Origin of the sequence: Allomesorhizobium camelthorni (genome assembly GCF_011045125.1) — a bacterium.
GTDB lineage: Bacteria > Pseudomonadota > Alphaproteobacteria > Rhizobiales > Rhizobiaceae > Allomesorhizobium > Allomesorhizobium camelthorni.
The window spans coordinates 1-19,754 of sequence record NZ_JAAKZF010000025.1; the positions used below are offsets into that span (position 1 = coordinate 1).

Sequence of the window (19,754 nt, forward strand, 5' to 3'; positions counted from 1 at the left end):
TACGGATCGCAATGCAGCAACAGCTGCTTCCATGGCGTCGCGATCCGCATAATCGAATGGTTGGACGACTGAACTCTTGCCTTTTAATCGTCGCCATTTTCGGGGCGACGGCCCGGGGCTTAGAAGGTCAGCTTGAAGCCGGCCGATAGGGTAACGGCCGAGAAGTCCAGGCCTGCCGCCATCCTCGGGCGCAGCACGGTGGAGACATGAGTTTTATATTGGCTGGATCCCGGTGGCATCGATTTTTCGCTCCATGCAGCGCCGACAAAAGCAGGCCTGCTTCGAAGAGGACAATATCATGCCGGCTATGCTACTGTAATCGCGGAACTTTTACACACGGGATCGAATGATTGTGCAGGTTTGGGGTGACTTCGACGACGGCCGGAAGGCGTCATTCCTGCCACTCACATTGATCAGGGATTTTCCCGATGATACTCTGCGCCTTCCACCAGTTTTAGCCGGTACGAGAATGGGCAAATACCGAAATCATCGCGAGCCGCGACACCAAAGCTTCCACAACACAAAAACCGACAATCAGCCTCAAGAGCCCAGCTATTTCCATCGTCCAACTTCAGCAACTTCAGCTTCGGCTGAGGTTGATGCCGAGGTGCTGTGGTTCAACGCTCAGAAGGGATTTGGCTTCGTCAAATTGGCGGATGGGTCCGACGCCTACCTGCACATATCGAAATTGCAGGCCTCAGGGCATGCCGAAGTTTCCGAAGGGATGCTCCTGCGGGTCAGGACCGAGGCAGGCCCAAAAGGGCCACAGGTTGCGCAAGTGATCACGGTCAGTGGCGGCACGGAGCGCGCGTCGAGTACCGGACGCCGCGATCGTGTTGCGCCGAAGGGTGTCACAAGACCCGAGGTACCGGAGCTGGAGAGCCCCGGCGCCGTGAAGTGGTACAATGCCGCTAAGGGGTTCGGTTTCATCAGCCTTGAAGACAGTGGCAGGGATGTGTTCGTTCATGCCACGGCTTTGACGCGCTCTGGTCTCGTCGGGCTGGACGAGGGTCAGAAAGTCATTGTCCGGTATGCTCGGGGCCAGAAGGGGCTTGAGGCTCGAGCCATTCATCCTGCCTAGCGAAGAGATGCGAGGATTCATGGCGTCTCAGCCCCTTGCCGAGACTCCCCTGGTGAATGCCTCAGGTTGAACGGTCCGGCGCTTTTTGTCTAGCGCATTCGGTTCCGCACCGATGATCGGCGGCCAATCAAACCGGGCGGAAAGCTCGCGCATGTGTCGGCGAGAATTCACGCCCCAGAGACCAGGGCAGGGATGGCCAAAGCCGTATTGGACTCGTCAAGGATGGAAAAGCTGTATCGGCCATGTGCATCGAGATCGACCGAGTAGCTCAGGCGGTCGAGTATGTGGTTGTCCTGGTCGAACGTGACGATCCGCGGCTTCAGCGAGGTGATATGCGCTTCGTCCAGATAGACGGAGTTGCAGACGATGATCTGGTCGCCTGGCTGGCAGGTGCGCGCGGCAGCACCGTTCAGGATGCAGCATCGTGAGCCGCGCTCGCCGAGAATGACATAGGTCGAAATCCGCGTACCGGAATTCTTGTTCCATATCTCCACAAATTCCATGGGCAGGATCCCGGCTGCTTCGCAGTGGGCAGGATCCAGGGTTATCGAGCCATGGTAGTCGAGGTTCGCTTCGGTGACGTAGATGCCGTGCAGCTTGCCGGCCACTATTTTTCGCATTGGTCCCATCCATTTCAAATAGCGGTCTTGCCGTCCCGTGGGCGGTAGCAGCCCGACTAAATTCCGACGACGAGAGCGCCGCCGCTGAGACCGGCGCCCGCCGCCGCCAGAAGAATCTTTTCGCCCGGCCGAAGCGGCTCCGCCCGGTGGGCGAGCGAGAGCGAGAGCGGGATCGTCGCGGCGGAAGAATTGCCGTATTCTGCGATCGTCTTGACGATCGCGTGATCGGCGATGCCGAGGTTTCGTCCGACGGCATCGAAAATACGGGCGTTGGCCTGGTGCGGCACGAACCGATCGATATCTTGCGGTTGCATCTGGGCAGCAGTGAGCGCGTCCTTTGAACAGGCAGTCATCATCTCCACGGCCTTGGCAAACACTTCGCGGCCGTCGGTGATCGTCATTCGGGTCTGCCCGAGATCTACACCGTCGTGGAACGGCCTGTTGCTGCCGCCTGCCGGAATCTGGATCAGCCCGTAGCGCGAGCCGTCCGAATCCACCGCGGCGCCGAGGATGCCTCGATCGGGGTCGTTGCACGGACCAATCACCACGGCGCCTGCGGCATCGGCAAACAGCACGGCGCCGGCCCGCTCGGCCGGATTGATGCGGCGGCTGAGGATATTGGCGGCAATCACAAGGGCCGCTTTGCCGTGCAGGCGGGTGAATCCATCCGCGAACATCAGCGCATAGATGAAGCCGGCACAGGCGCCGGTCAGATCGACCGCGCCGGCGCGACCGAGCCCCAACCGGTGTGCGACCAGCGGCGCGCTGGGCGGCAGCAGGTGATCGGGCGTCGAGGTCGCAAGCAACAGCAGGCCGATATCGCCGCGATCGATGCCGGCATTCGCCAGCGCCATGTCGCCGGCGCACGCGGCAAGGCCCGACAACGTGTCTTCGTCCGTTGCCCAGAAGCGCGACCGAATCCCCGTTCGCCGCTCGATCCAGCCGGGTTCGAGCCCGAGACGGTTTTCGATTTCCGGGTTCTCTACCTTGCGCGCGGGCGCATGATGACCGAACCCGAGAATGCGCGACGACCTGCTCATGGCCTCGAACCGAAGCGTTCGCCGGCCTCCTCGATGGCATCATAGAGCCCATCCAACTCGTTGCGGGTGATGCAATAGGGCGGCAGAAGATAGAGAACATTGCCGAGCGGACGCACGAGCAGGCCGCGCTCGAGGAAGAACGCGCGCAGCTTCGGGCCGATCTCGGCCAGATAGCCAGCGGAATCGGTGCGCAGATCGAGGGCCGCGATCGTGCCGGTCGCGCGGCTGTCGGTGAAAAAGGGATTGTCGCGAAAGCGCCGAAGCCCGGCGGCCTGCCTCGCGCTCAACGCCGCGATCCGCTCAGTCACCGGTTCGTCACGCCAGATCTCGGCATTGGCGAGTGCTGCCGCGCAGGCAATCGGATTGGCGGTGTAGGAACTCGAGTGGAAGAAAGTCTTCTTCCGGTCCACGGAATAATGGGCCTGGAAGATGGCATCGGTGGCGAGCGTGGCCGCCAACGGGATGGCGCCGCCGGTCAAGCCTTTCGAGGTGCACAGGATGTCCGGAGAGACGGATGCCTGCTCGCAGGCGAACAGGGTTCCAGTGCGCCCCCAGCCGGTCATCACTTCGTCGGCGATCAAGAGCGTGCCGTAGGCTTCGGTGATCTTCCTCAGTTCGGCCAGAACCCAAGCCGGATACATCAGCATGCCGCCGGCGCCGAGTACGAGCGGCTCGACGATCAGCGCGGCAGTGCTTCGGTCGCGGGAGACTTCCTCGAACCGATCGAGCGTTTCCTGCTCGCGCCCGGCGGCCGGGAAGGGGATGGTGTCGACCTCGAACAGCAGGGGTTCGTAGGCGGCGTTGAAGACGCCGCGGGCGCCGACGCTCATCGTGCCGATCGTGTCGCCGTGATAGCTGTGCTCCATGGCGACGATGCGCGAACGTGGCGCGCCGATGTTGCGGAAATAGCCGAGCGCCATCTTCAAGGCCACTTCGACGCTGGTCGAGCCGCTATCGGAATAGAACACCCAGTCGAGTCCGGACGGAGCGAGGCCAAGGAGGGCGTTGGCCAGGCGCTCGGCCGGTTCATGCGTGAGTCCGGCGAAGATGATCTGGTCGAGGGAATCGGCCGTCTTTCGGATCGCCTCGACAATCGCCGGATGGCGATGGCCGTGGGTAACCACCCACCAGGACGAAATGGCGTCGAGAATGCGCCTTCCGTCCGCCGTTTCCAGATGGGCGCCCCCGGTCCGCGCAATCGACTGCATGGCCGGTTCGAGCGCGTGCTGGGTGAAGGGATGCCAGACCGCCGAGCGGTTCATGCGCGGACCTCATCGAACGCCGCCATGTTGAAGTATGTGGTCATGGCCAAGCGCAGCATCCCGGCCGTCAGCGGGTCGAGCAAGGGCAGGCGGCCGAGCACGCGTACCTGGCCCATTCCAGCGATCGTGCACTCGGTGTCAGGCACTGCCTCGCCGATAAAGGCCACGCCGAGCAACGGGATGTCACGGCGGCGCAGCGCCTCGATCGAAAGCAGCGTGTGGTTGATGGTGCCGAGCGAGGTGCGCGCGCAGAGCACGACCGGCGCTTGCCACCGGGCGAAGACGTCGATGAACAGGGTCTTGCGGGTGAGCGGCACCATCAGGCCGCCGGCGCCCTCCACGATCAAGGGACATTCGACTTCGGGCAAGACGAGGCGGTCGGGGTCGATCGCCACGCCGTCGAGCTCGGCGGCGCGGTGCGGCGACAGCGGCCGCGTCAGGCGCCAGGCTTCAGGCAGGATCCGCTCGGGCGTCAGTTCGCCGAGGCGCGCAACCGTCTGGCTGTCGGTTTCGCCGTCAAGGCCCGACTGCACGGGTTTCCAGTAGGCGCCGCCCAGCAGGCCGGCGAGACCAGCCGCGACAACTGTCTTGCCGATTCCGGTATCAGTGCCCGTGATGACGATGCGTTTGGTCATGTCGAGGCCAGCACCTCGGCAAGCGCCTCGACCATCGCCGAAATGTCGGCTTCGTCCACGTTGAGCGTCAGTGAAATGCGCAGGCGCGACGTGCCCTCGGGCACCGTCGGCGGACGAATGCCGCGTATGTCAAAGCCGCGGGCCTGCAGTGCTGCCGCCACCGCCATGGTGCGCCCGACATCGCCGATGACAAATGGCTGGATCTGCGAGCCGCTGGGCTTCACGCCGCAGCGCTCGGCCAGCTGGCGCCCCGCGAAGGCAACGCGCTCATGCAGCTGAACACGGCGCATGGGCTCGTCGGACAGCATGGCAATCGCTTCGCGCGCCGCCACTGCCATCAGCGGCGATGGCGCGGTGGCGTAGATGAATGGCCGGCAGCGGTTGACGAGATAGTGGCACAGCGTTCCCGGCCCGGTAACCAGCGCCCCGGACGCGCCGAGCGCCTTGCCGCACGTATGGAGCGCCACGATGTTGTCGCGGCACTTGAAGGGGGCGGCAAGGCCGCGGCCGTCCGGTCCCCACACGCCGGTGGCATGTGCCTCGTCGACAACGATAAATGCCTCGTGCCGGTCGGCAAGCGCGACGAGGTTCTCCAAAGGGGCGCAGTCGCCATCCATGCTGTAAAGGCTTTCGGCCCCGATCCAGACACGCCCCATGCCACCTTCGGCGCGCCAGTGCTTGATCGCGTCCTCGACAGCATTGACGTCGTTGTGCGCGGCCAGCTTGAACTCGGCGCGTCCGGCTTGCGCCCCCTCATGCATGCTGGCGTGGGCAAGCTGGTCGAGGATCACAAGGTCGCCCTTCTGCGGCAGCGTGGTCAGCAGAGCGAAGTTGGCGATGTAGCCGCTGCCGAAGAACAGCGCGCGTTCGGCCCCGAAGAACGCCGCCGCGTCTGCCTCCAGCTGCTCATGTTCCGGCGCGTTGCCGCGCAACAGCCGCGATCCGGTGGCGCCAACAGGCGTGCCCCGCGCAATCGCCGCCGCGACCGCCTCTCCAAGTCTCCTGGAGGCGGCAAGCCCGAGATAGTCGTTCGACGAGAAGTCGAGCCCGGCGCGCGGCGACAGCGTCCGCAGCCGGTCCTTGCGCGCCAGTCCCTGCAAGGTCGCGCTATAGCGGGCAAGCGGTGTCCCGTTCATTGCGCATCGAGTTCCATCGGCTCGATGCCGAGGCGCCGGAACAGCAGAGTATCCTTGTCCTCGCCGGGATTGTCAGCCGTCAGCAACGTGTCGCCGACGAAAATCGAGTTGGCGCCGGCAAAAAAGCACAACGCCTGCATCTCGTCGGTCATGGCGGTGCGGCCGGCGGACAGGCGGACATACGATTTCGGCATCATGATGCGTGCCAGCGCGATGACGCGCACGAATTCGATCGGCTCGATCGGCCTGGCTTCGGCAAGCGGGGTGCCTGGTATCGGGATCAGCATGTTGATCGGAACGCTTTCGGGATGTTCCGGCAGATTGGCCAAGGTCACCAGCATGTCGATCCGGTCGATCCGGTCCTCGCCCATGCCGACAATACCGCCGCAGCACACTTTGATGCCGGATTGGCGAACATGCTCGAGCGTCTCCAGCCGGTCGGCAAAGCTGCGCGTGTTGATGATCTCGCTGTAGTAGCGCTCCGACGTATCGATGTTGTGGTTGTAGTAATCGAGGCCAGCCTGTTTCAGTCGAGCGGCCTGCTCAAGATCGAGCATGCCGAGCGTCATGCAGGTCTCCATGCCCAGCGCCTTGACGCCGTCGATCATTGCCACGACCGCATCCATCTCGCGCGGCTTGGGGTTTCGCCAGGCCGCGCCCATGCAATAGCGGGTGGCGCCGGCATCACGCGCCTTGGTCGCTTCGGCGATGACACGTTCGACCTCCATCAGCTTCGACGCCTTCAGGCCTGTTTCGTGATGAGCGGACTGGCTGCAATAGCCGCAATCCTCTGGGCATCCGCCTGTCTTGATACTGAGAAGCCGGCTGAGCTGGACCTTGTTGGGATCGAAATTCTGCCGGTGAACGGTTTGCGCCAGGAAGAGGAGGTTGTTGAAGGGAGCATCGTGAAGTGCCCGAGCCTTTTCCACGGTCCACATTTCGCCATCCGCGGATTGTGCCTGTGGCGTTGTCTTCGTCGAATTCGGTGCGTGCATATCTATCCTGTTCATTGCGTTCTGGCCCTTACGGCTTCTTTGCTGGCTGATTTATGGCGACCGGAAAGGCCATCAGCCCGCTGCCGTCCGTTTGTCAGTCGATTGAGCCCCGATAGTCGAGGCCGATATCCAGGATAGGCGCGCTATGGGTCAGCCAGCCGACGGAAATCAGATCGATGCCGGTCGCGGCGATGGCTGGCGCCGTCGCGGCGGTGATCCTGCCTGACGCCTCGGTGATTCCCCGGCCGGCCACTATCACAATTGCCCGGCGCAATTCGTCAAGCGACATGTTGTCGAGCAGGACAGCGTCGGGGGCAAGCTCCAGGGCCTCTTCCAGCTGGGCCAGCGTATCGACCTCGACTTCGATCTTGACCAGATGGCCGACGCTACTTCGTGCCCGCTCGATGGCAGGGCGGATTCCGCCGGCGATGGCGATGTGGTTGTCCTTGATCAGGATGGCGTCGTCGAGACCGAAGCGGTGATTGGAGCCGCCGCCGGCGCGCACGGCATATTTTTCTATAGCCCGCAAGCCGGGCGTCGTCTTGCGGGTGCAGACGATCTTGGCCTTGTGCCCGCGGATCGCATTGACAATCGATGCCGTCGCCGTGGCGATTCCGCTTAGATGGCACAAGAAATTGAGCGCTGTCCGTTCGGCGGTGAGAATGGCCTGCGCCGGGCCGGCCACCGATGCGATGATCTCGCCCTGCGCAACATGGCTGCCGTCTGCTCGCTCCACTGTGATTTCGAGGTCCTGGTTGACGCGCCGGAACGCCAGCATCGCCAGATCGAGCCCGGCGACGACTCCGGTCTGGCGCGCAACCAGCGCGGTCCTCGCGCGATGGTTCTTCGGCACGATCGCATCGGTGGTCAGATCACCCGCCCGGCCAAGGTCTTCCAGAAGTGCTGCCCGCACCAGGGGCTCAAGCATGATTGCGGGAAGCGGCGAAAGGTTCATTGCTCAAGCTCTTCAAGCGTTGACGAACATGCGAATTCCCGAGCTGTCGCCAAGGCCTCATCGAGCGTGAGCCTGGAGCGGCGGGCGACGACCGCACGATCAGGAAAGTCCGTGCGGTAGTGAGCGCCGCGGCTTTCTTGGCGCAGCAAGGCTGCAACCGCGATCATCAGTCCAACTGCCGCGGGATCGGTCGCTGCATGGTGTAGCTCGGCTAGCGGAAGCAATGTGCTCACGGCGTCTCGCAAAAACTCACCATCCCGCTTCACGCCAAGGCTGCGTGAGAGGAGAGGGCGCAAGGAGAGTGGATTGGGCGCCGGAATTTCCCGTACCGATGATCGTGTTCTGAGACCGAGCGGAGATCCTGCCACGCTTTCGGCGACCCAGCGCGCGCATACGACGGCTTCGGTCAGCGAGTTGCTGGCGAGCCTGTTGGCGCCGTGCAGTCCGGTCGAGGCGACTTCGCCGCAAGCCCACAGTCCGGCAACCGAGCTACGTCCGTCCCGATCCACCGCGACGCCGCCCATGTGATAGTGCTGGGCCGGCCGGATGGGAATGAGGTCGCGCGCCGGGTCGATGCCTGCGCGCCGGCAGGCGGATGCGATCGTCGGAAATTGTCGCGCGAATGTCGGGCCAGGCTTTTCTCGTCCATCGAGAAAAGCCCGATGGCCCATCGAAAGATGCGTCCAGATGGCGCGCGCCACGACGTCGCGAGGCGCGAGCTCCGCGCCCGGCACGCCTTCGAGGAACCGCTGGCCCGTTTCGTCGATGATCACCGCGCCTTCGCCGCGAACCGCTTCGCTGATCAGCGGCATCGGACGATCCGGCCCGTCAAGTGCTGTCGGATGAAACTGGATGAATTCCAGATCGGCAAGGACGGCGCCGGCGCGCGCCGCGAGCGCCAGGCCTTGTCCGCAACTGCCCAAAGGGTTGGTGGTGTCGAGGAACAGTCCGCCAATTCCACCCGTGGCGAGGACGACCCGTCCGGTACACAAGAACACAGGACTCATCGAACAGCTTGCCCAGACGCCCCGGACCGTATTGTCCTCCATCGCCAGTCGGCGCGCCTCCACACCCTCGACGACCACAATCGAGGGAGCGGAACGCACGGCCTTGACCAGCGCGCGCATGATTTCCTGTCCACTGCCGTCGCCGCCGGCATGAACGATGCGCCGGCGGCCGTGCGCGGCCTCCAATCCCAGGCGCAGTGCTCCTTCAGGCGTCCGATCGAAGCGGACCCCAAGGCTCGCCAGGGTCTCGATCGCGTCAGGCGCCGCCTGGAGGATGCGGGTTGCGGCTTCTGCGTCGCACAGCCCGTCGCCGGCGGCGAGCGTGTCGGCGAGATGCAGTACCGGATAGTCGTCACCGCCAAGGCTGGCAGCCAGCCCGCCCTGTGCCCACGCGCTCGATGCGTCAGATCCGAGCGACGTCCTTGACAAAATAAGCACCGGTTCTGGCGCAAGATGAAGCGCAGTCAACAATCCGGCAATGCCGCCGCCTATGATAATGGGCCGGCCAAAGAAGCTGCGGATATCCGCGCTCATACGTCGAGCATCCGCTCGACCGCGAGCCGTGCTCGTCCGGCAATCTCGGGCTCGATCCTCACCTCATGCCGGTTCTGCTCGAGCGCCGAACGGATGTTGGCGAGCGTTATCCGCTTCATGTGCGGACAGAGATTGCAGGGCCGGATGAACTCGACGTCGGGATGCTCCACCGCGACATTGTCGCTCATGGAGCATTCCGTCATCAGCACGACGCGAGGCGGTTTCTGGCTTCCGACATAATCGGACATGGCGGCCGTCGAACCGGAGAAGTCGGCTTCCGCGACCACTTCGGGTGGACATTCGGGATGGGCAAGCACCGTCACGCCGGGATGATCCTCCCGCAGCTGCCTGATGTCGGCTGGGGTGAACCGCTCATGCACCTCGCAATGGCCCTTCCAGGCGATGATCTCGACGTCGGTCTGGGCGGCGATGTTCTGGGCCAGAAATTCATCCGGCAGCATGATCACCTGAGAAACGCCGAGCGACTCGACCACAGCCTTCGCATTGCCCGAGGTACAGCATATGTCGGACTCTGCCTTCACCTCGACGGACGTGTTGACATAGGTGACGACCGGCACGCCCGGATATCGTTGCCGCAGCAGGCGGACATCGGCGGCGGTGATGGAGTCAGCCAGCGAGCAGCCAGCCTTCAGGTCCGGGATGAGCACCGTCTTTTCCGGATTGAGCAGTTTTGCCGTCTCGGCCATGAAGTGCACGCCGGCAAGCACGATGACTTCCGCTTCGACCGCCATCGCCTTGCGGGCCAGCGCCAGGCTGTCGCCGACAATGTCGGCCACGCAGTGGAAGATCTCCGGCGTCTGATAGTTGTGCGCCAGGACGACCGCATTGCGCTGCCGCTTCAGCACGAGAATTGCCTCGATGTCGTCCAAAAAGGTCGGCCATTCGATCGGGGGGATTACGCGCTGAACGCGGTCGTACAAGGACGCGCCCGAAGGCAGCATGGCGCTCATCGAGCCCTCCAATTATACTCTACCTGAATATAAGGCGTATATATTCGTGGTGAGTATAAGCGTCAAGCCCGCGAGAGCGGCAATTTTGCCCCGGCAACTTCCCCCTCTTCCAGCACGGCGTGCCGGAAGCGGTAGAGCTTCGCCGGCCGGCCGCCTGTCTCCGTGCTGGTTTCGCCAGTCTCCTCGACCAACTGGTGCTGCTCGATGAGGCGACGGAAGTTCGGTTTGTGGATGAGCCTGCCGGCGAGCGCCTCCACGGTTCGCTGCAGCTGAAGAAGCGTGAAGGCCGGCGGCATCAGTTCGAAGACGACCGGCCGGTATTTGATCTTGGAGCGCAGCCGCGAAATGCCCGTCGCAAGGATGCGGCGATGATCGGAAACCATGGACTTTCCGCCAACCGGCGGGGGCAGAGTCGAACCGCGCATCGCCTCTTCCACCAGGGCTGCTTCATAAAGCAGCTCGTAGCGCTTGAGTGTGAGATCCTCGTTCCACGGACGGTCGCCGAAGCCGAAGGCGATCGCCGCCCGTCGTCGACGCTCAAGGCGCGTCGCGTCGTCGTCGGCGCTCTCCGCCCACTCGATCAGGCGTGGCCGCAGCAGGTCCGACACCATCGGCGGAGTACCGGCACGATGGTCCTCCCAGGGAAAGTAGTCGTACCAGCTTTGCCAGCTGGATCTGGACGGAGCCGTTGCATGTTCCTTGCGGGTGAGGGCGAGATAGCTGATGGAGATGACGCGCCGCTCCAGCTCGGCGCCGGCGCGGTCCCGATCGGCGAAGGTGTAGAGCTGCTCGATATATCCTAGTGGGTGGCCGGTTTGCTCCTCGACCCACGTTCTTAAACCGGACTGCAGCGATCGGTGCTCGAGCGCGAGCGGACCGGAGGGCAAGGTGTCCGTCTGCCCGATGGTGAGGACACAGGGCTCATTGTTGCTCACAGCCACGACGACGGCGGTCAGGTCCACTTTGGCCGTGTCGGCCTTGCCTCCAGCTCTGCTTTTCCTGGTTCCCTTTGCCTGATCCATGATCCCTGAACTGATTGGGCAGAGCTCCGCTACGAAAGCACCTGAACCGATTTAGTTTGGTCTCTACGATAACTGTCGGCACGTCAACACCACGCGCCATCGCGATTTTAGCTCTTCGCACCTGCACAAAAATATGCCAAACGCGACACCCGCGGTTGGTAACGTTAGGGAAGGAGGCCTCTATTGAGTGCGGTTGCTAACACCAAGGCGATCACACCGCCGGATATTCGTTCGCGAAAGGGTGGGACGCCGCTCGTCTGCCTTACCGCCTACACGACCCCGGTTGCCCGGCTGGTCGATCCCCATTGCGATGTGGTGCTGGTCGGCGACAGCGTCGGCATGGTTCTCCACGGCCTGCCGTCGACGCTCGGCGTGACGCTCGAGATGATGATCATGCACGGAAAGGCCGTGCGCCGAGGCCTGGAGCAGGCGCTGATGGTCGTCGACATGCCGTTCGGCTCCTACGAGGAAAGCCCCGAGCAGGCCTTCCGCAATGCCGCGCGCGTCATGGCCGAAACCGGATGCGCGGCGGTCAAACTCGAAGGCGGCGCGGCGATGGCCGATACCATCAGTTTCCTCGCCGGTCGCGGCGTACCCGTGATGGCCCATGTCGGGTTGACGCCGCAGGCGGTCAACGCGTTCGGCGGCTATCGCTTGCAGGGCAGAGGTGGGGATGCCGATCGTATCAGGCGCGATGCCCTTGCGGTAGCCGAGGCAGGCGCCTTCGCGGTCGTGCTGGAGAAGGTCCCCGAGGCGCTCGCCCGCGGGATCACCGCAGAGGTGGCGATCCCTACCATCGGCATCGGCGCCTCGGCGGCGTGTGACGGCCAGATTCTCGTCGTCGACGACATGCTGGGCCTCTTCGGCGACTTCCGGCCCAAATTCGTCAAGCGCTACGCCGAACTCGGGCAGGCCGCCGAGGCGGCGATCGCGGCCTACGCGCAAGAGGTGCGGGAGCGGATGTTCCCCGCCGCCGAGCACGTGTTTGCCGATCCGCTCAAGGGCGCCCACGCCACCAAGAGCGGAGAAGCAGCGTGAGCGTGCCGATTGTCAGGACCGTTGCCGCGCTTCGCGAAATCGTCGCCGCATGGCGCCGCTCGGGTGCCAGTGTCGCTGTGGTGCCGACCATGGGGGCCTTGCATGAAGGACATTTGAGCCTCGTGCGTTCCGCGCTCCAGACTGCCGATCGTGTAATCGTGACGCTGTTCGTCAACCCCAGGCAGTTCAACAATGCCGCCGACCTCGCCGCCTATCCCCGGACGGAAAACGAAGATGCGGCAAAGCTCGCTCCGCTGGGCGCGCATCTGCTCTACGTGCCGGATCCAGAGGAGATGTATCCAGCTGGCTTCGCCACGACCGTGTCGGTATCAGGCGTCAGCGAAGGCCTGTGCGGCGCGTTCCGACCGGGCCATTTCGACGGAGTGGCGACCGTCGTCGCCAAGCTCTTTCTGCAGACCGGCGCCGACTTGGCCTTTTTTGGCGAAAAGGACTTCCAGCAGCTGCACGTCGTCAACCGTATGGTCCGGGATCTGGATATACCGGTCACCGTCGTCCCTTGTCCGACAGTCCGCGAAGCCGATGGTCTGGCTCTATCGTCGCGCAATGTCCGGCTCTCGCCAGCGGAGCGCTCCGTTGCCCCAAAGCTCGCCTCGGTCCTGCTCGAGACGGCGGAGCGGCTTGCGAACGGCTCTCCCGTCATGCCAACGCTTGACGAAGCGCGCGTAGCAATTCTGGCTGCAGGCTATCGCGAGGTCGAATACCTGGAACTACGCGCGGAAACAGATCTGCAATCGTTGGCAGGCCTTGACCGACCGGCGCGCCTAGTTGCAGCAGCCTGGCTCGGCGAAACGCGGCTCATCGACAACATCAGCACATCACCGTCTGTTTCATCAAGTGAGCAAAGTTCGCGGCTTGAGACACGCTCCGCAAAGTGGGTTCTTCAAGCAGAAGTAGGAAAGCAATGAGGGCGATGATGGCGACAAGATCGTACGCGCTGTAGCGGTGCGCGATCGTTTGGCCATCGGTGCGGATCCTGTTCGCCGCGCAAGCAGCAAGATCGGCCGCGCTCATGCCGGGAGGCTGACCGTCGCGTCTACACGCCAGGGTGAGGCACAGCAGAGAAATCGAGGCATTGAGTTCAAGGCATGACGAAGGACATGCAACTTCTCTTCGAGACATTCCTGGAACAGCTGTCGGAAAGCGTCGATGAGACGGATTTTCGCGACGCCATGGCTGGTGCGGCCGCTGGACTCGAGCTGATCACCTTCGCCTATCTGTCCTTGCCGCCGCAGCGTTCGGGCGAGCCCAGGCTGATCTCGAATTATCCGGCTCGCTGGACCGCGCACTACCTGCAAAACCGGTATCAGAAGGTCGATCCGGTCATCATTCGTGCACGCTGTGGCGGATGCCCGTTTCGGTGGGGACCGGATATGCGCGGCTTTGCGACATCGCAGGTTCAGCAGAGGCTGTTCGAAGAAGCGGCCGAGTTCAGCATCCGCTGTGGTTTAACCATCCCGATCGTCGATCGACGGGGCTGCATCGCAGCAGTGACCTTTGCCGCTGATGAGCCCAATCCGGCGTTCCTGCGCATTGCCGAGCGATATGAGCAGGCGCTCCAACTCATGGCGACCTGCTTTCACATCTGCGTTCGCCGCAAGCTGTCCGGCAATCGGACAGTGGACGGCGTTTCGCTGACACCCCGTGAATATGAGTGCCTGCAATGGGCCGCGCGCGGCAAGTCCGCCTGGGATATCGGCGGCATCCTGGGCATCAAGCCGCGCACCGCCGCCTTCCATCTGGACAATGCCAAGAAAAAGCTTGGCGTGCGCACCAAAAATCAGGCCATCGCGCTGCTGGCCTCCTCACGATCTTCAATGCTCTGAAAAACTGAATTTGTCTTTTGCTCCCCCTGTGCATTTGCACAGGCTGTTTCGGCGGGCGCATTCGCCTCCAATGGCAGGGTCATTTCTGCCCGGAGGCCCTCATGATCCAGCTGATCGCACCCGATTGCTGCGGCGACTTCGCCGACGAACTGCATGAAATGCACCGTCTGCGATACCGCGTTTTCAAGGAGCGGCTCGACTGGGACGTGCGGACCAATGGCGGGTGCGAGATCGATTCCTTTGACGCGTTGAAGCCGCATTATCTGATCTTGCGAGGTTCCGATGGTCGTGTCGATGGTTGCCTCCGCCTGCTTTCGTCGACCGGGCCGACGATGCTTCGCGACACTTTTCCGGTGCTGTTGGAGGGGAAGACGGCGCCCGCCGAACCGGGCGTCTGGGAAAGCAGCCGGTTCGCCCTCGATCTTCCGCCATCCGCCCCGAAGGTTGTTGGCGGAATTGCCGTCGGCACTTACCAGCTCTTCGCCGGCATGATCGAGTTCGGCCTGTCGCGCTGTCTCGGCCGAATTGTCACCGTCACCGATCTGCGCATGGAGAGCATCCTTCGCCGCGCCGGCTGGCCGCTTGCGCGGATCGGCGAACCGCACACAATCGGCACCACCCGCGCCGTGGCCGGATATCTCGACGCCTCCGCCGACAGGCTGGAGGCCATTCGACGGAACGGCGGGCTTCATGGTCCGGTGCTGTGGGCGCCGGTGGCCTGCAGGGCCGCTTGATGTCCGGTCGTAATCTCCTTGCTCCTGGCGGGCCTGGGTCATGAGTATGGCGGAAGGCAGCGCCGCCGACTGGCCGGATTGGTGGGATAAGAACTCGTACGGCTACACCGCTCATCTGACCCGGAGAGAATGGGCCTGGGAGTTCTTGCGACGCAATCCGGCATTCCGGCATGATTTGGCCATTGCACTGGAGCGGGCCGAATGGCTGGAACGTCGGACATCGCTCGACATCATTGCCTCGCGCGTCACCCTGGCGCGTTGGGGCGTTCTGTTTCGCGGACTCTCCCAGGCGTAACGCGGCCGTATTCTGGGGTCCACGCCAGTGCCCATATGTCTTGCCAGTTGTGGCGGAACAGTTTTCCTCATCGTCGGGGGCGCCGCCGTTCGACCTGGCCACGCTGCCATGCCGCGCAACAGTCCTGCTTTCCGGCGCCGGCTGCCAACATGTTCTGTTGCGGAATGCCGACCGGCATTTCCAGCTTGTCGTGTCTGGCGAAAGCGTTTTGCTGCCCGTCCAACTTCATATCGACGCAATCTGGCCCACCGGGCAGTTGAAGCATCGGCTGAGGGCACTCGAATGTCTCAACAGTCTTGTGGCGCACGGACTGCCGAAAACCCTGTTCCCGCCGGACGCGCGTGGCGGGCGCCTTCGCTTTGTCCTCCAGGCGCTCGACGGTTCGCTTGCGGGGGCTTCACATCGCGAAATCGCCGAAGCGCTGATCGGCGAACCGCGTGTCGAGGCCGACTGGAACGATCCTCGCGATCATCTGCGTGACCGCGTCCGCCGCGCCATTCACCGCGGCCATGCGCTGATGAATGGTGGATACAGGGAGTTCGTTGCCTAAAGCGCGACGGAACGCATTGTCCATTTCGTCAGCTGGCGAACAAGTCCTTGTAACCGGTCGTGACCATCCAGTTCGCACGGTCGAGATGACTGCGAAGAGCCTTCCGGGCGCGCTCCGGTTCGCGTGCAGGATCAATGCCGAGGATCAGATGGGCCATTTCCTCTTCAGTGGCGTTGTCGGCGGAAGCATCGAGCAGCCGCATATAGGTCGTGAAATGCTCTTTGTCGTAGGCCGTGACGCTGTCCGACCAGGGGACTTCGTCGGCAATCGGCGCGTTCGATCTAGGCTGTAACATCGCTGGATTCTATCTCCGGACAATGGCCTCCGCGAAGCCCTCCGCCAGCGGATTCGGCCGCTCAATGTGGATTACATATTATAGTTGATAAACTCAAGCTGCCCAATCCGATGGCTTGTCGTGCATGGATATGCGCAAGTTGGTCGGTCGGAATGTGCAGAGAATCAGACAAAGGAAGCGTCTGACGCAGGAGCAGCTTGCCGAGATTTCCGGGTTCAGCCAACAGTACATCAGCGGCTTGGAGAAAGGCCGAAGAAATCCGACGATCATCACGATCTATGAACTGGCATCGGCCCTCGGCGTCAGCCACACAGATCTGGTTCGGCCCGACAAACAGGCCTGATACACCCGACTTCCAGCTAATTTCTCCGCGCCCGCGGGCCTGACGAGGCCGCGTTGACCAGGGGTACTCTTCCTGGTTGGGTGGAACCGGGAAAGCCGCCCTCTCTCAAAGGCTTCTTCAAGTGTCGCCTTACAATCGGCTGCTATGCGTCGGATAGTCATCGATAAAGTTGATCAGAACGTTCCTTCGATTTCGGACACTTCCCCGCCCCAGGCAACAAGGCCGCCTCCTCGAATGGGTCGATTCGCCCGTACAGGGCCGACGGCAAAAGGGCGCACGAGGCGCCCTTCATTTCAGATTGCGTCAGCAAGCCGCCTTAGCCCTTGATATCAGAAGTGGTAGGTGACGCCCGCGCCAACCAACCACGGATTGAGCGCGGCCTTCCCCGTCAGGTTCGCCCCGTCCACCGTGACGTTGAAGTCTGGCTCCAGGAAAAGCTTCTTCACGTCGAAGTTGACGCCCCAGTGCTGATCCACCATGTAGTCGAATCCCACCTGCAGCGCAGCGCCGAACGTGTCCTTAACATCGAGAGCATCGGCGCTGCCGGCATCCTGGTTATAGAACACCGTGTAGTTCACGCCGGCGCCGACATAGGGCTTGAAGGCGCCGAAATTGGTAAAATGATACTGCAATGTGAGCGTGGGCGGCAGCAGCCAAACCTTGCCGATCTTGCCCAGCCCGCCGATCGTTCCTTGGCCGTCGATGTTGGCATAGGTGGTGCCGAGTATGAGTTCGGCGGCGATGTTGTCGGTGAAGAAATAGGAGATATCGAGTTCCGGCGTCACCGTGTCCGAATAGGAAAGATCGGAGCCGGGCGCCGCATTGACGTAACCCGAATCCTCAGTGATGACGCCCAGCGTACGCAGGCGGATCTGCCAAGGGCTCGGCGCTTTTGTGACCGAGGCTCCTGCCTGCGGGACGCTCGCGGCTTGCGCAAGGTCCGCCGCGACGGCCTGCTGTCCCACTACGATGAGGACGATGGCCGCTATTACTCCCCGGGCCACGCCCATTTGCTTTCTCGCCATGATATTCTCTCCTTGATCTTCAGAAACGACACACTGCACTATGATGAATCCTGTTTGAATTGATTGAGATTGACGGAACGCTCATGCTCAATTTGCGTGAGACTGTGCAGCCGTGCTCGCAATCACCGACCTGTGATCACTTTATTTGAAACGCTGCCCTCTGGGCCCACCTATCGAACGCGATCGGCTTGCCAGCCGATCGCACTGCGAAGGAAATTGTTGCCCAGGGCAATGAATGCGGCCCGCTCCCGATTGTTCTTGCCGTAGCTGTGCCCGCCCGCGTCGGGCTCGTAGAAGTAAGCGGGATAGCCAAGAACCTGCAGCTTGGCGGCCATCTTACGCGCGTGGCCCGGGTGGACGCGGTCGTCCCGCTTCGTGGTGGCGAGCAGGATCGGCGGATAGCGCTGTCCCGGCGCCGCGGCGTGATAGGCGGACATTTCCTTGAGGAAAGTCCAATCCTCCGGCTTGTCGGGATCGCCATATTCGTCAATCCCGCCTGCGCCAAAAAGCTTGGTGTAGCGGCGCATGTCGATAAGCGGAAGCGTGCAGAACAGCGCGCCGAAACGCTCAGGATAACGGATAAGCATATTGGCGATCAGGAGGCCGCCATTTGAGCCGCCCTCGGCGGCAATCCGCGACGGCCGCGTAATACCTCTCTGCACAAGGTCGGCGGCAACGGTCGCGAAATCGTCATGGGCGAGACGCTTGCCCGCCCTGCGCCCGGCCTCGTGCCAACGGGTGCCGAACTCGCCGCCGCCCCGGATGTTCGCCACCACGCTCGTGCCGCCGCGTTCGAGCCACAGCTTGCCGAGCGAGGAGTTGTAGGAGGGCAGGAGCGATATGCCGAACCCGCCATAGGCGGTGAGGTGAACCGGGGCATCCCCGTTCCCGTCCGCCGGGCCGACCTGCGTGTAGGGGATCATCTCACCGTCGGTCGAGACTGCCTCGTGGCGCGTGACCACCAGCCCGGATGCGTCGAAATTCTCCGGGGCGCGCTTCAGGATCACTGGAGCGCCGAGAGGCGGCGCGGCATTGAGGTCGAAGAGGAGAAGCTGCGGCGGCGTGATCGGGTCCTGAGCCGAAACGAGGACCTCTCCATTGGTCTCGTGAGTTTCCTGGTCGAGCGGCCAGAGGCGAACAGTCCCTTCGGCGGGCACGGTGTCCAGGGCTCGGCGCGTCCATTCCTGGCGGCCGGGTGTGAACACCTCGAAACGCGGAACGAGGTTGACGAGGTAGGAGATGATGAGCTTCCCGTCATTCCAGAAGAATGACTGCAGGGAGCGCCTGTCGTCTGGTTCAAAGAGGGTGCCAAAACCGCGCTCGCCGGCGATGAACGAGGAGAGGGAGATGCCGATCAGCGCGTCGGCGGCATGGGTCGTCCCTCCCACCGTCCAGGGCTTGCACGGCTTTACCGCCAGCCAGTCGCCGAAGACGTCCCACCAAGCGTCCCAAGGAAGGTCGATCTTAATCTTCGGACCGCTCCTGTCGCCGATTCGGCCAATCGCCTCGAAGAAGGCCGGCTGCTCGATGAACCAAAGGCGCTCGCTCTCGGCCGTGCGGTCCAGATGGCCAGACACGCCGAGGGATTCGGAACCGGTCTCGAAGATTACCGGCGCGGTGAGCGGATCTGCGCCACGCTTCCACAGCCGCACGGTCCGCGCGTAGCCGGAGCGGGTGGCCATGCCATCACCAAGCGCACTGGAAAGCAGAAGCGTGTCAGGGTCGAGCCAATCAATGTCGCCCTTGGCCTCCGGGAGATTGAAACCGTCGCCGACAAAGCCCAGAGACGCCAGATCGAATTCGCGATGGACGACCGCGTCGCTGCCGCCGCGAGAAAGGTGCAGAACGGCTCTTTGCCCTCTCTCCGGCTCGAGGGACGCCCCGCCCCAGACCCAGTCCTCTCCGTCGCCAGCGGCGAGGGCGTCGAGATCGAGCAGGAGCTCCCACTGGGGATCCGCCTTCGTATAGGCGGCAAGGGTGGTCCGGCGCCACAGTCCGCGCGGGTTACGGGCATCTTGCCAGAAATTGTAGACGTACTGACCACGGCGCGTGATCATGGGAATCCTGTCGGGACGGTCGAAAATCGCTGTCAGGGCATCCCGGTCGTGCTCGAACCGCGTTCCACCGAAGTGCTCCAGGGTCCTTGCCGACTGGCTGGCGGTCCAGGCAAGTGCCCGTTCGCCTTCCACATCTTCAAGCCAAAGATAGGGATCATCGTCGGGAGCATTCAGCGTTGGGCGGGGATCGATTGCGGTCATGCCCGGACAACCTGAAGAATAATGCCGCAAGGTCTTCCGTCGGCTAGGGGAAGCTCAGTTTTCGCGGCAGCGACCGCATGTTCGGCTAGCGTGATCACGGGTTATTTCTCCTCA

General features: G+C 62.9%; 21 protein-coding genes. 8 read left to right on the plus strand and 13 right to left on the minus strand.

The genetic code is table 11. The features are described 5' to 3' along the window. The first annotated feature begins 346 nt into the window (after positions 1–346). Positions 347–1,081, plus strand: a complete 735-nt coding sequence (locus tag G6N73_RS37975) for a cold-shock protein (protein WP_281352898.1) — start codon at positions 347–349, stop codon at positions 1,079–1,081. Positions 1,082–1,248: 167 nt separating this feature from the next. On the opposite strand, the gene panD is transcribed toward G6N73_RS37975, so the two are convergent. The 10 genes from panD to G6N73_RS17680 all read right to left on the minus strand — a co-directional run bounded on the left by panD (position 1,249) and on the right by G6N73_RS17680 (position 11,261). Beyond that, on the minus strand, positions 1,249–1,701 hold the full coding sequence (gene panD / locus G6N73_RS17635; RefSeq protein WP_165029882.1) for an aspartate 1-decarboxylase: 453 nt from the start codon (positions 1,699–1,701) through the stop codon (positions 1,249–1,251). Between the two features lie 56 nt (positions 1,702–1,757). Next, positions 1,758–2,741 (minus strand): beta-ketoacyl-ACP synthase III, encoded by a 984-nt coding sequence (locus tag G6N73_RS17640; protein WP_165029884.1) that lies wholly within the window; start codon positions 2,739–2,741, stop codon positions 1,758–1,760. Continuing rightward, positions 2,738–4,003 (minus strand): adenosylmethionine--8-amino-7-oxononanoate transaminase, encoded by a 1,266-nt coding sequence (locus tag G6N73_RS17645; protein WP_165029886.1) that lies wholly within the window; start codon positions 4,001–4,003, stop codon positions 2,738–2,740. Before G6N73_RS17645 ends, G6N73_RS17640 begins: the two co-directional genes overlap by 4 nt. Then, positions 4,000–4,638: a dethiobiotin synthase gene (bioD, locus tag G6N73_RS17650; protein WP_165029888.1), complete on the minus strand. Its 639-nt coding sequence runs from the start codon at positions 4,636–4,638 to the stop codon at positions 4,000–4,002. The genes G6N73_RS17645 and bioD overlap by 4 nt, the downstream gene beginning before the upstream one ends. Beyond that, positions 4,635–5,774 carry an 8-amino-7-oxononanoate synthase gene (locus tag G6N73_RS17655; RefSeq protein ID WP_165029890.1) on the minus strand — a complete coding sequence of 380 codons (1,140 nt, stop codon included), beginning with the start codon at positions 5,772–5,774 and terminating at the stop codon, positions 4,635–4,637. Before G6N73_RS17655 ends, bioD begins: the two co-directional genes overlap by 4 nt. After that, the gene (bioB, locus tag G6N73_RS17660) at positions 5,771–6,712 is read right to left on the minus strand and encodes a biotin synthase BioB (RefSeq protein WP_246252177.1); all 942 of its coding nucleotides are present in this window, start codon (positions 6,710–6,712) and stop codon (positions 5,771–5,773) included. The genes G6N73_RS17655 and bioB overlap by 4 nt, the downstream gene beginning before the upstream one ends. A 151-nt stretch (positions 6,713–6,863) precedes the next feature. Continuing rightward, entirely contained in the window at positions 6,864–7,724 is an 861-nt protein-coding gene (gene nadC / locus G6N73_RS17665; protein ID WP_165029892.1) for a carboxylating nicotinate-nucleotide diphosphorylase, read from the minus strand. Beyond that, the gene (locus G6N73_RS17670; RefSeq protein WP_165029894.1) at positions 7,721–9,265 is read right to left on the minus strand and encodes an L-aspartate oxidase; all 1,545 of its coding nucleotides are present in this window, start codon (positions 9,263–9,265) and stop codon (positions 7,721–7,723) included. Before G6N73_RS17670 ends, nadC begins: the two co-directional genes overlap by 4 nt. Beyond that, a complete protein-coding gene (gene nadA / locus G6N73_RS17675) occupies positions 9,262–10,236 on the minus strand; it encodes a quinolinate synthase NadA (RefSeq protein WP_165029896.1) in 975 nt (324 codons plus the stop codon). Before nadA ends, G6N73_RS17670 begins: the two co-directional genes overlap by 4 nt. Positions 10,237–10,298: 62 nt before the next feature. Then, a complete protein-coding gene (locus tag G6N73_RS17680; protein ID WP_165029995.1) occupies positions 10,299–11,261 on the minus strand; it encodes an NUDIX hydrolase in 963 nt (320 codons plus the stop codon). A gap of 180 nt (positions 11,262–11,441) precedes the next feature. On the opposite strand from G6N73_RS17680, the gene panB reads away from it, so the two are divergent. The 6 genes from panB (at position 11,442) to G6N73_RS38605 (ending at position 15,719) form a co-directional block, all read left to right on the plus strand. Continuing rightward, positions 11,442–12,296 carry a 3-methyl-2-oxobutanoate hydroxymethyltransferase gene (panB, locus tag G6N73_RS17685; RefSeq protein ID WP_165029898.1) on the plus strand — a complete coding sequence of 285 codons (855 nt, stop codon included), beginning with the start codon at positions 11,442–11,444 and terminating at the stop codon, positions 12,294–12,296. Continuing rightward, complete coding sequence (panC, locus tag G6N73_RS17690) at positions 12,293–13,222, plus strand: pantoate--beta-alanine ligase (protein ID WP_165029900.1); 930 nt, start codon at positions 12,293–12,295, stop codon at positions 13,220–13,222. Before panB ends, panC begins: the two co-directional genes overlap by 4 nt. Positions 13,223–13,414: 192 nt before the next feature. Further along, positions 13,415–14,140: a LuxR family transcriptional regulator gene (locus tag G6N73_RS17695; protein ID WP_425484109.1), complete on the plus strand. Its 726-nt coding sequence runs from the start codon at positions 13,415–13,417 to the stop codon at positions 14,138–14,140. A gap of 101 nt (positions 14,141–14,241) precedes the next feature. After that, positions 14,242–14,874, plus strand: a complete 633-nt coding sequence (locus tag G6N73_RS17700; protein ID WP_165029904.1) for an acyl-homoserine-lactone synthase — start codon at positions 14,242–14,244, stop codon at positions 14,872–14,874. Between the two features lie 46 nt (positions 14,875–14,920). Continuing rightward, positions 14,921–15,169, plus strand: coding sequence for a transcriptional regulator domain-containing protein (locus G6N73_RS17705; RefSeq protein ID WP_165029880.1), 249 nt, complete (start codon positions 14,921–14,923; stop codon positions 15,167–15,169). 208 nt (positions 15,170–15,377) lie between these two features. Next, positions 15,378–15,719: a DUF2285 domain-containing protein gene (locus G6N73_RS38605; RefSeq protein ID WP_425484107.1), complete on the plus strand. Its 342-nt coding sequence runs from the start codon at positions 15,378–15,380 to the stop codon at positions 15,717–15,719. 28 nt (positions 15,720–15,747) lie between these two features. On the opposite strand, the gene G6N73_RS17715 is transcribed toward G6N73_RS38605, so the two are convergent. Continuing rightward, the gene (locus tag G6N73_RS17715; protein WP_165029906.1) at positions 15,748–16,014 is read right to left on the minus strand and encodes a DNA -binding domain-containing protein; all 267 of its coding nucleotides are present in this window, start codon (positions 16,012–16,014) and stop codon (positions 15,748–15,750) included. Between the two features lie 124 nt (positions 16,015–16,138). Here G6N73_RS17715 and G6N73_RS17720 point away from each other — a divergent pair, with 124 nt between their 5' ends. Beyond that, positions 16,139–16,357, plus strand: a complete 219-nt coding sequence (locus G6N73_RS17720) for a helix-turn-helix transcriptional regulator (protein WP_008838479.1) — start codon at positions 16,139–16,141, stop codon at positions 16,355–16,357. A gap of 329 nt (positions 16,358–16,686) precedes the next feature. Here G6N73_RS17720 and G6N73_RS17725 read toward each other — a convergent pair whose 3' ends face one another. Then, on the minus strand, positions 16,687–17,382 hold the full coding sequence (locus tag G6N73_RS17725) for an OmpW/AlkL family protein (protein ID WP_425484108.1): 696 nt from the start codon (positions 17,380–17,382) through the stop codon (positions 16,687–16,689). Between the two features lie 170 nt (positions 17,383–17,552). Next, positions 17,553–19,640, minus strand: coding sequence for a prolyl oligopeptidase family serine peptidase (locus G6N73_RS17730; RefSeq protein WP_165029908.1), 2,088 nt, complete (start codon positions 19,638–19,640; stop codon positions 17,553–17,555). Between the last annotated feature and the right edge of the window lie 114 nt (positions 19,641–19,754).

Coding starts and splice junctions, on each gene's coding strand:
- nadC (WP_165029892.1), bottom strand. CDS start 7,724: ATGAACCTTTCGCCGCTTCCCGCAATCATGCTTGAGCCCCTGGTGCGG.
- G6N73_RS17725 (WP_425484108.1), bottom strand. CDS start 17,382: ATGGCGAGAAAGCAAATGGGCGTGGCCCGGGGAGTAATAGCGGCCATC.
- G6N73_RS17715 (WP_165029906.1), bottom strand. CDS start 16,014: ATGTTACAGCCTAGATCGAACGCGCCGATTGCCGACGAAGTCCCCTGG.
- G6N73_RS17645 (WP_165029886.1), bottom strand. CDS start 4,003: ATGAACCGCTCGGCGGTCTGGCATCCCTTCACCCAGCACGCGCTCGAA.
- G6N73_RS17730 (WP_165029908.1), bottom strand. CDS start 19,640: ATGACCGCAATCGATCCCCGCCCAACGCTGAATGCTCCCGACGATGAT.
- bioB (WP_246252177.1), bottom strand. CDS start 6,712: ATGTGGACCGTGGAAAAGGCTCGGGCACTTCACGATGCTCCCTTCAAC.
- G6N73_RS37975 (WP_281352898.1), top strand. CDS start 347: ATGATTGTGCAGGTTTGGGGTGACTTCGACGACGGCCGGAAGGCGTCA.
- bioD (WP_165029888.1), bottom strand. CDS start 4,638: ATGACCAAACGCATCGTCATCACGGGCACTGATACCGGAATCGGCAAG.
- G6N73_RS17700 (WP_165029904.1), top strand. CDS start 14,242: ATGATCCAGCTGATCGCACCCGATTGCTGCGGCGACTTCGCCGACGAA.
- nadA (WP_165029896.1), bottom strand. CDS start 10,236: ATGAGCGCCATGCTGCCTTCGGGCGCGTCCTTGTACGACCGCGTTCAG.
- G6N73_RS17695 (WP_425484109.1), top strand. CDS start 13,415: ATGCAACTTCTCTTCGAGACATTCCTGGAACAGCTGTCGGAAAGCGTC.
- G6N73_RS17670 (WP_165029894.1), bottom strand. CDS start 9,265: ATGAGCGCGGATATCCGCAGCTTCTTTGGCCGGCCCATTATCATAGGC.
- G6N73_RS17640 (WP_165029884.1), bottom strand. CDS start 2,741: ATGAGCAGGTCGTCGCGCATTCTCGGGTTCGGTCATCATGCGCCCGCG.
- G6N73_RS17705 (WP_165029880.1), top strand. CDS start 14,921: ATGGCGGAAGGCAGCGCCGCCGACTGGCCGGATTGGTGGGATAAGAAC.
- G6N73_RS17720 (WP_008838479.1), top strand. CDS start 16,139: ATGGATATGCGCAAGTTGGTCGGTCGGAATGTGCAGAGAATCAGACAA.
- panD (WP_165029882.1), bottom strand. CDS start 1,701: ATGCGAAAAATAGTGGCCGGCAAGCTGCACGGCATCTACGTCACCGAA.
- G6N73_RS17655 (WP_165029890.1), bottom strand. CDS start 5,774: ATGAACGGGACACCGCTTGCCCGCTATAGCGCGACCTTGCAGGGACTG.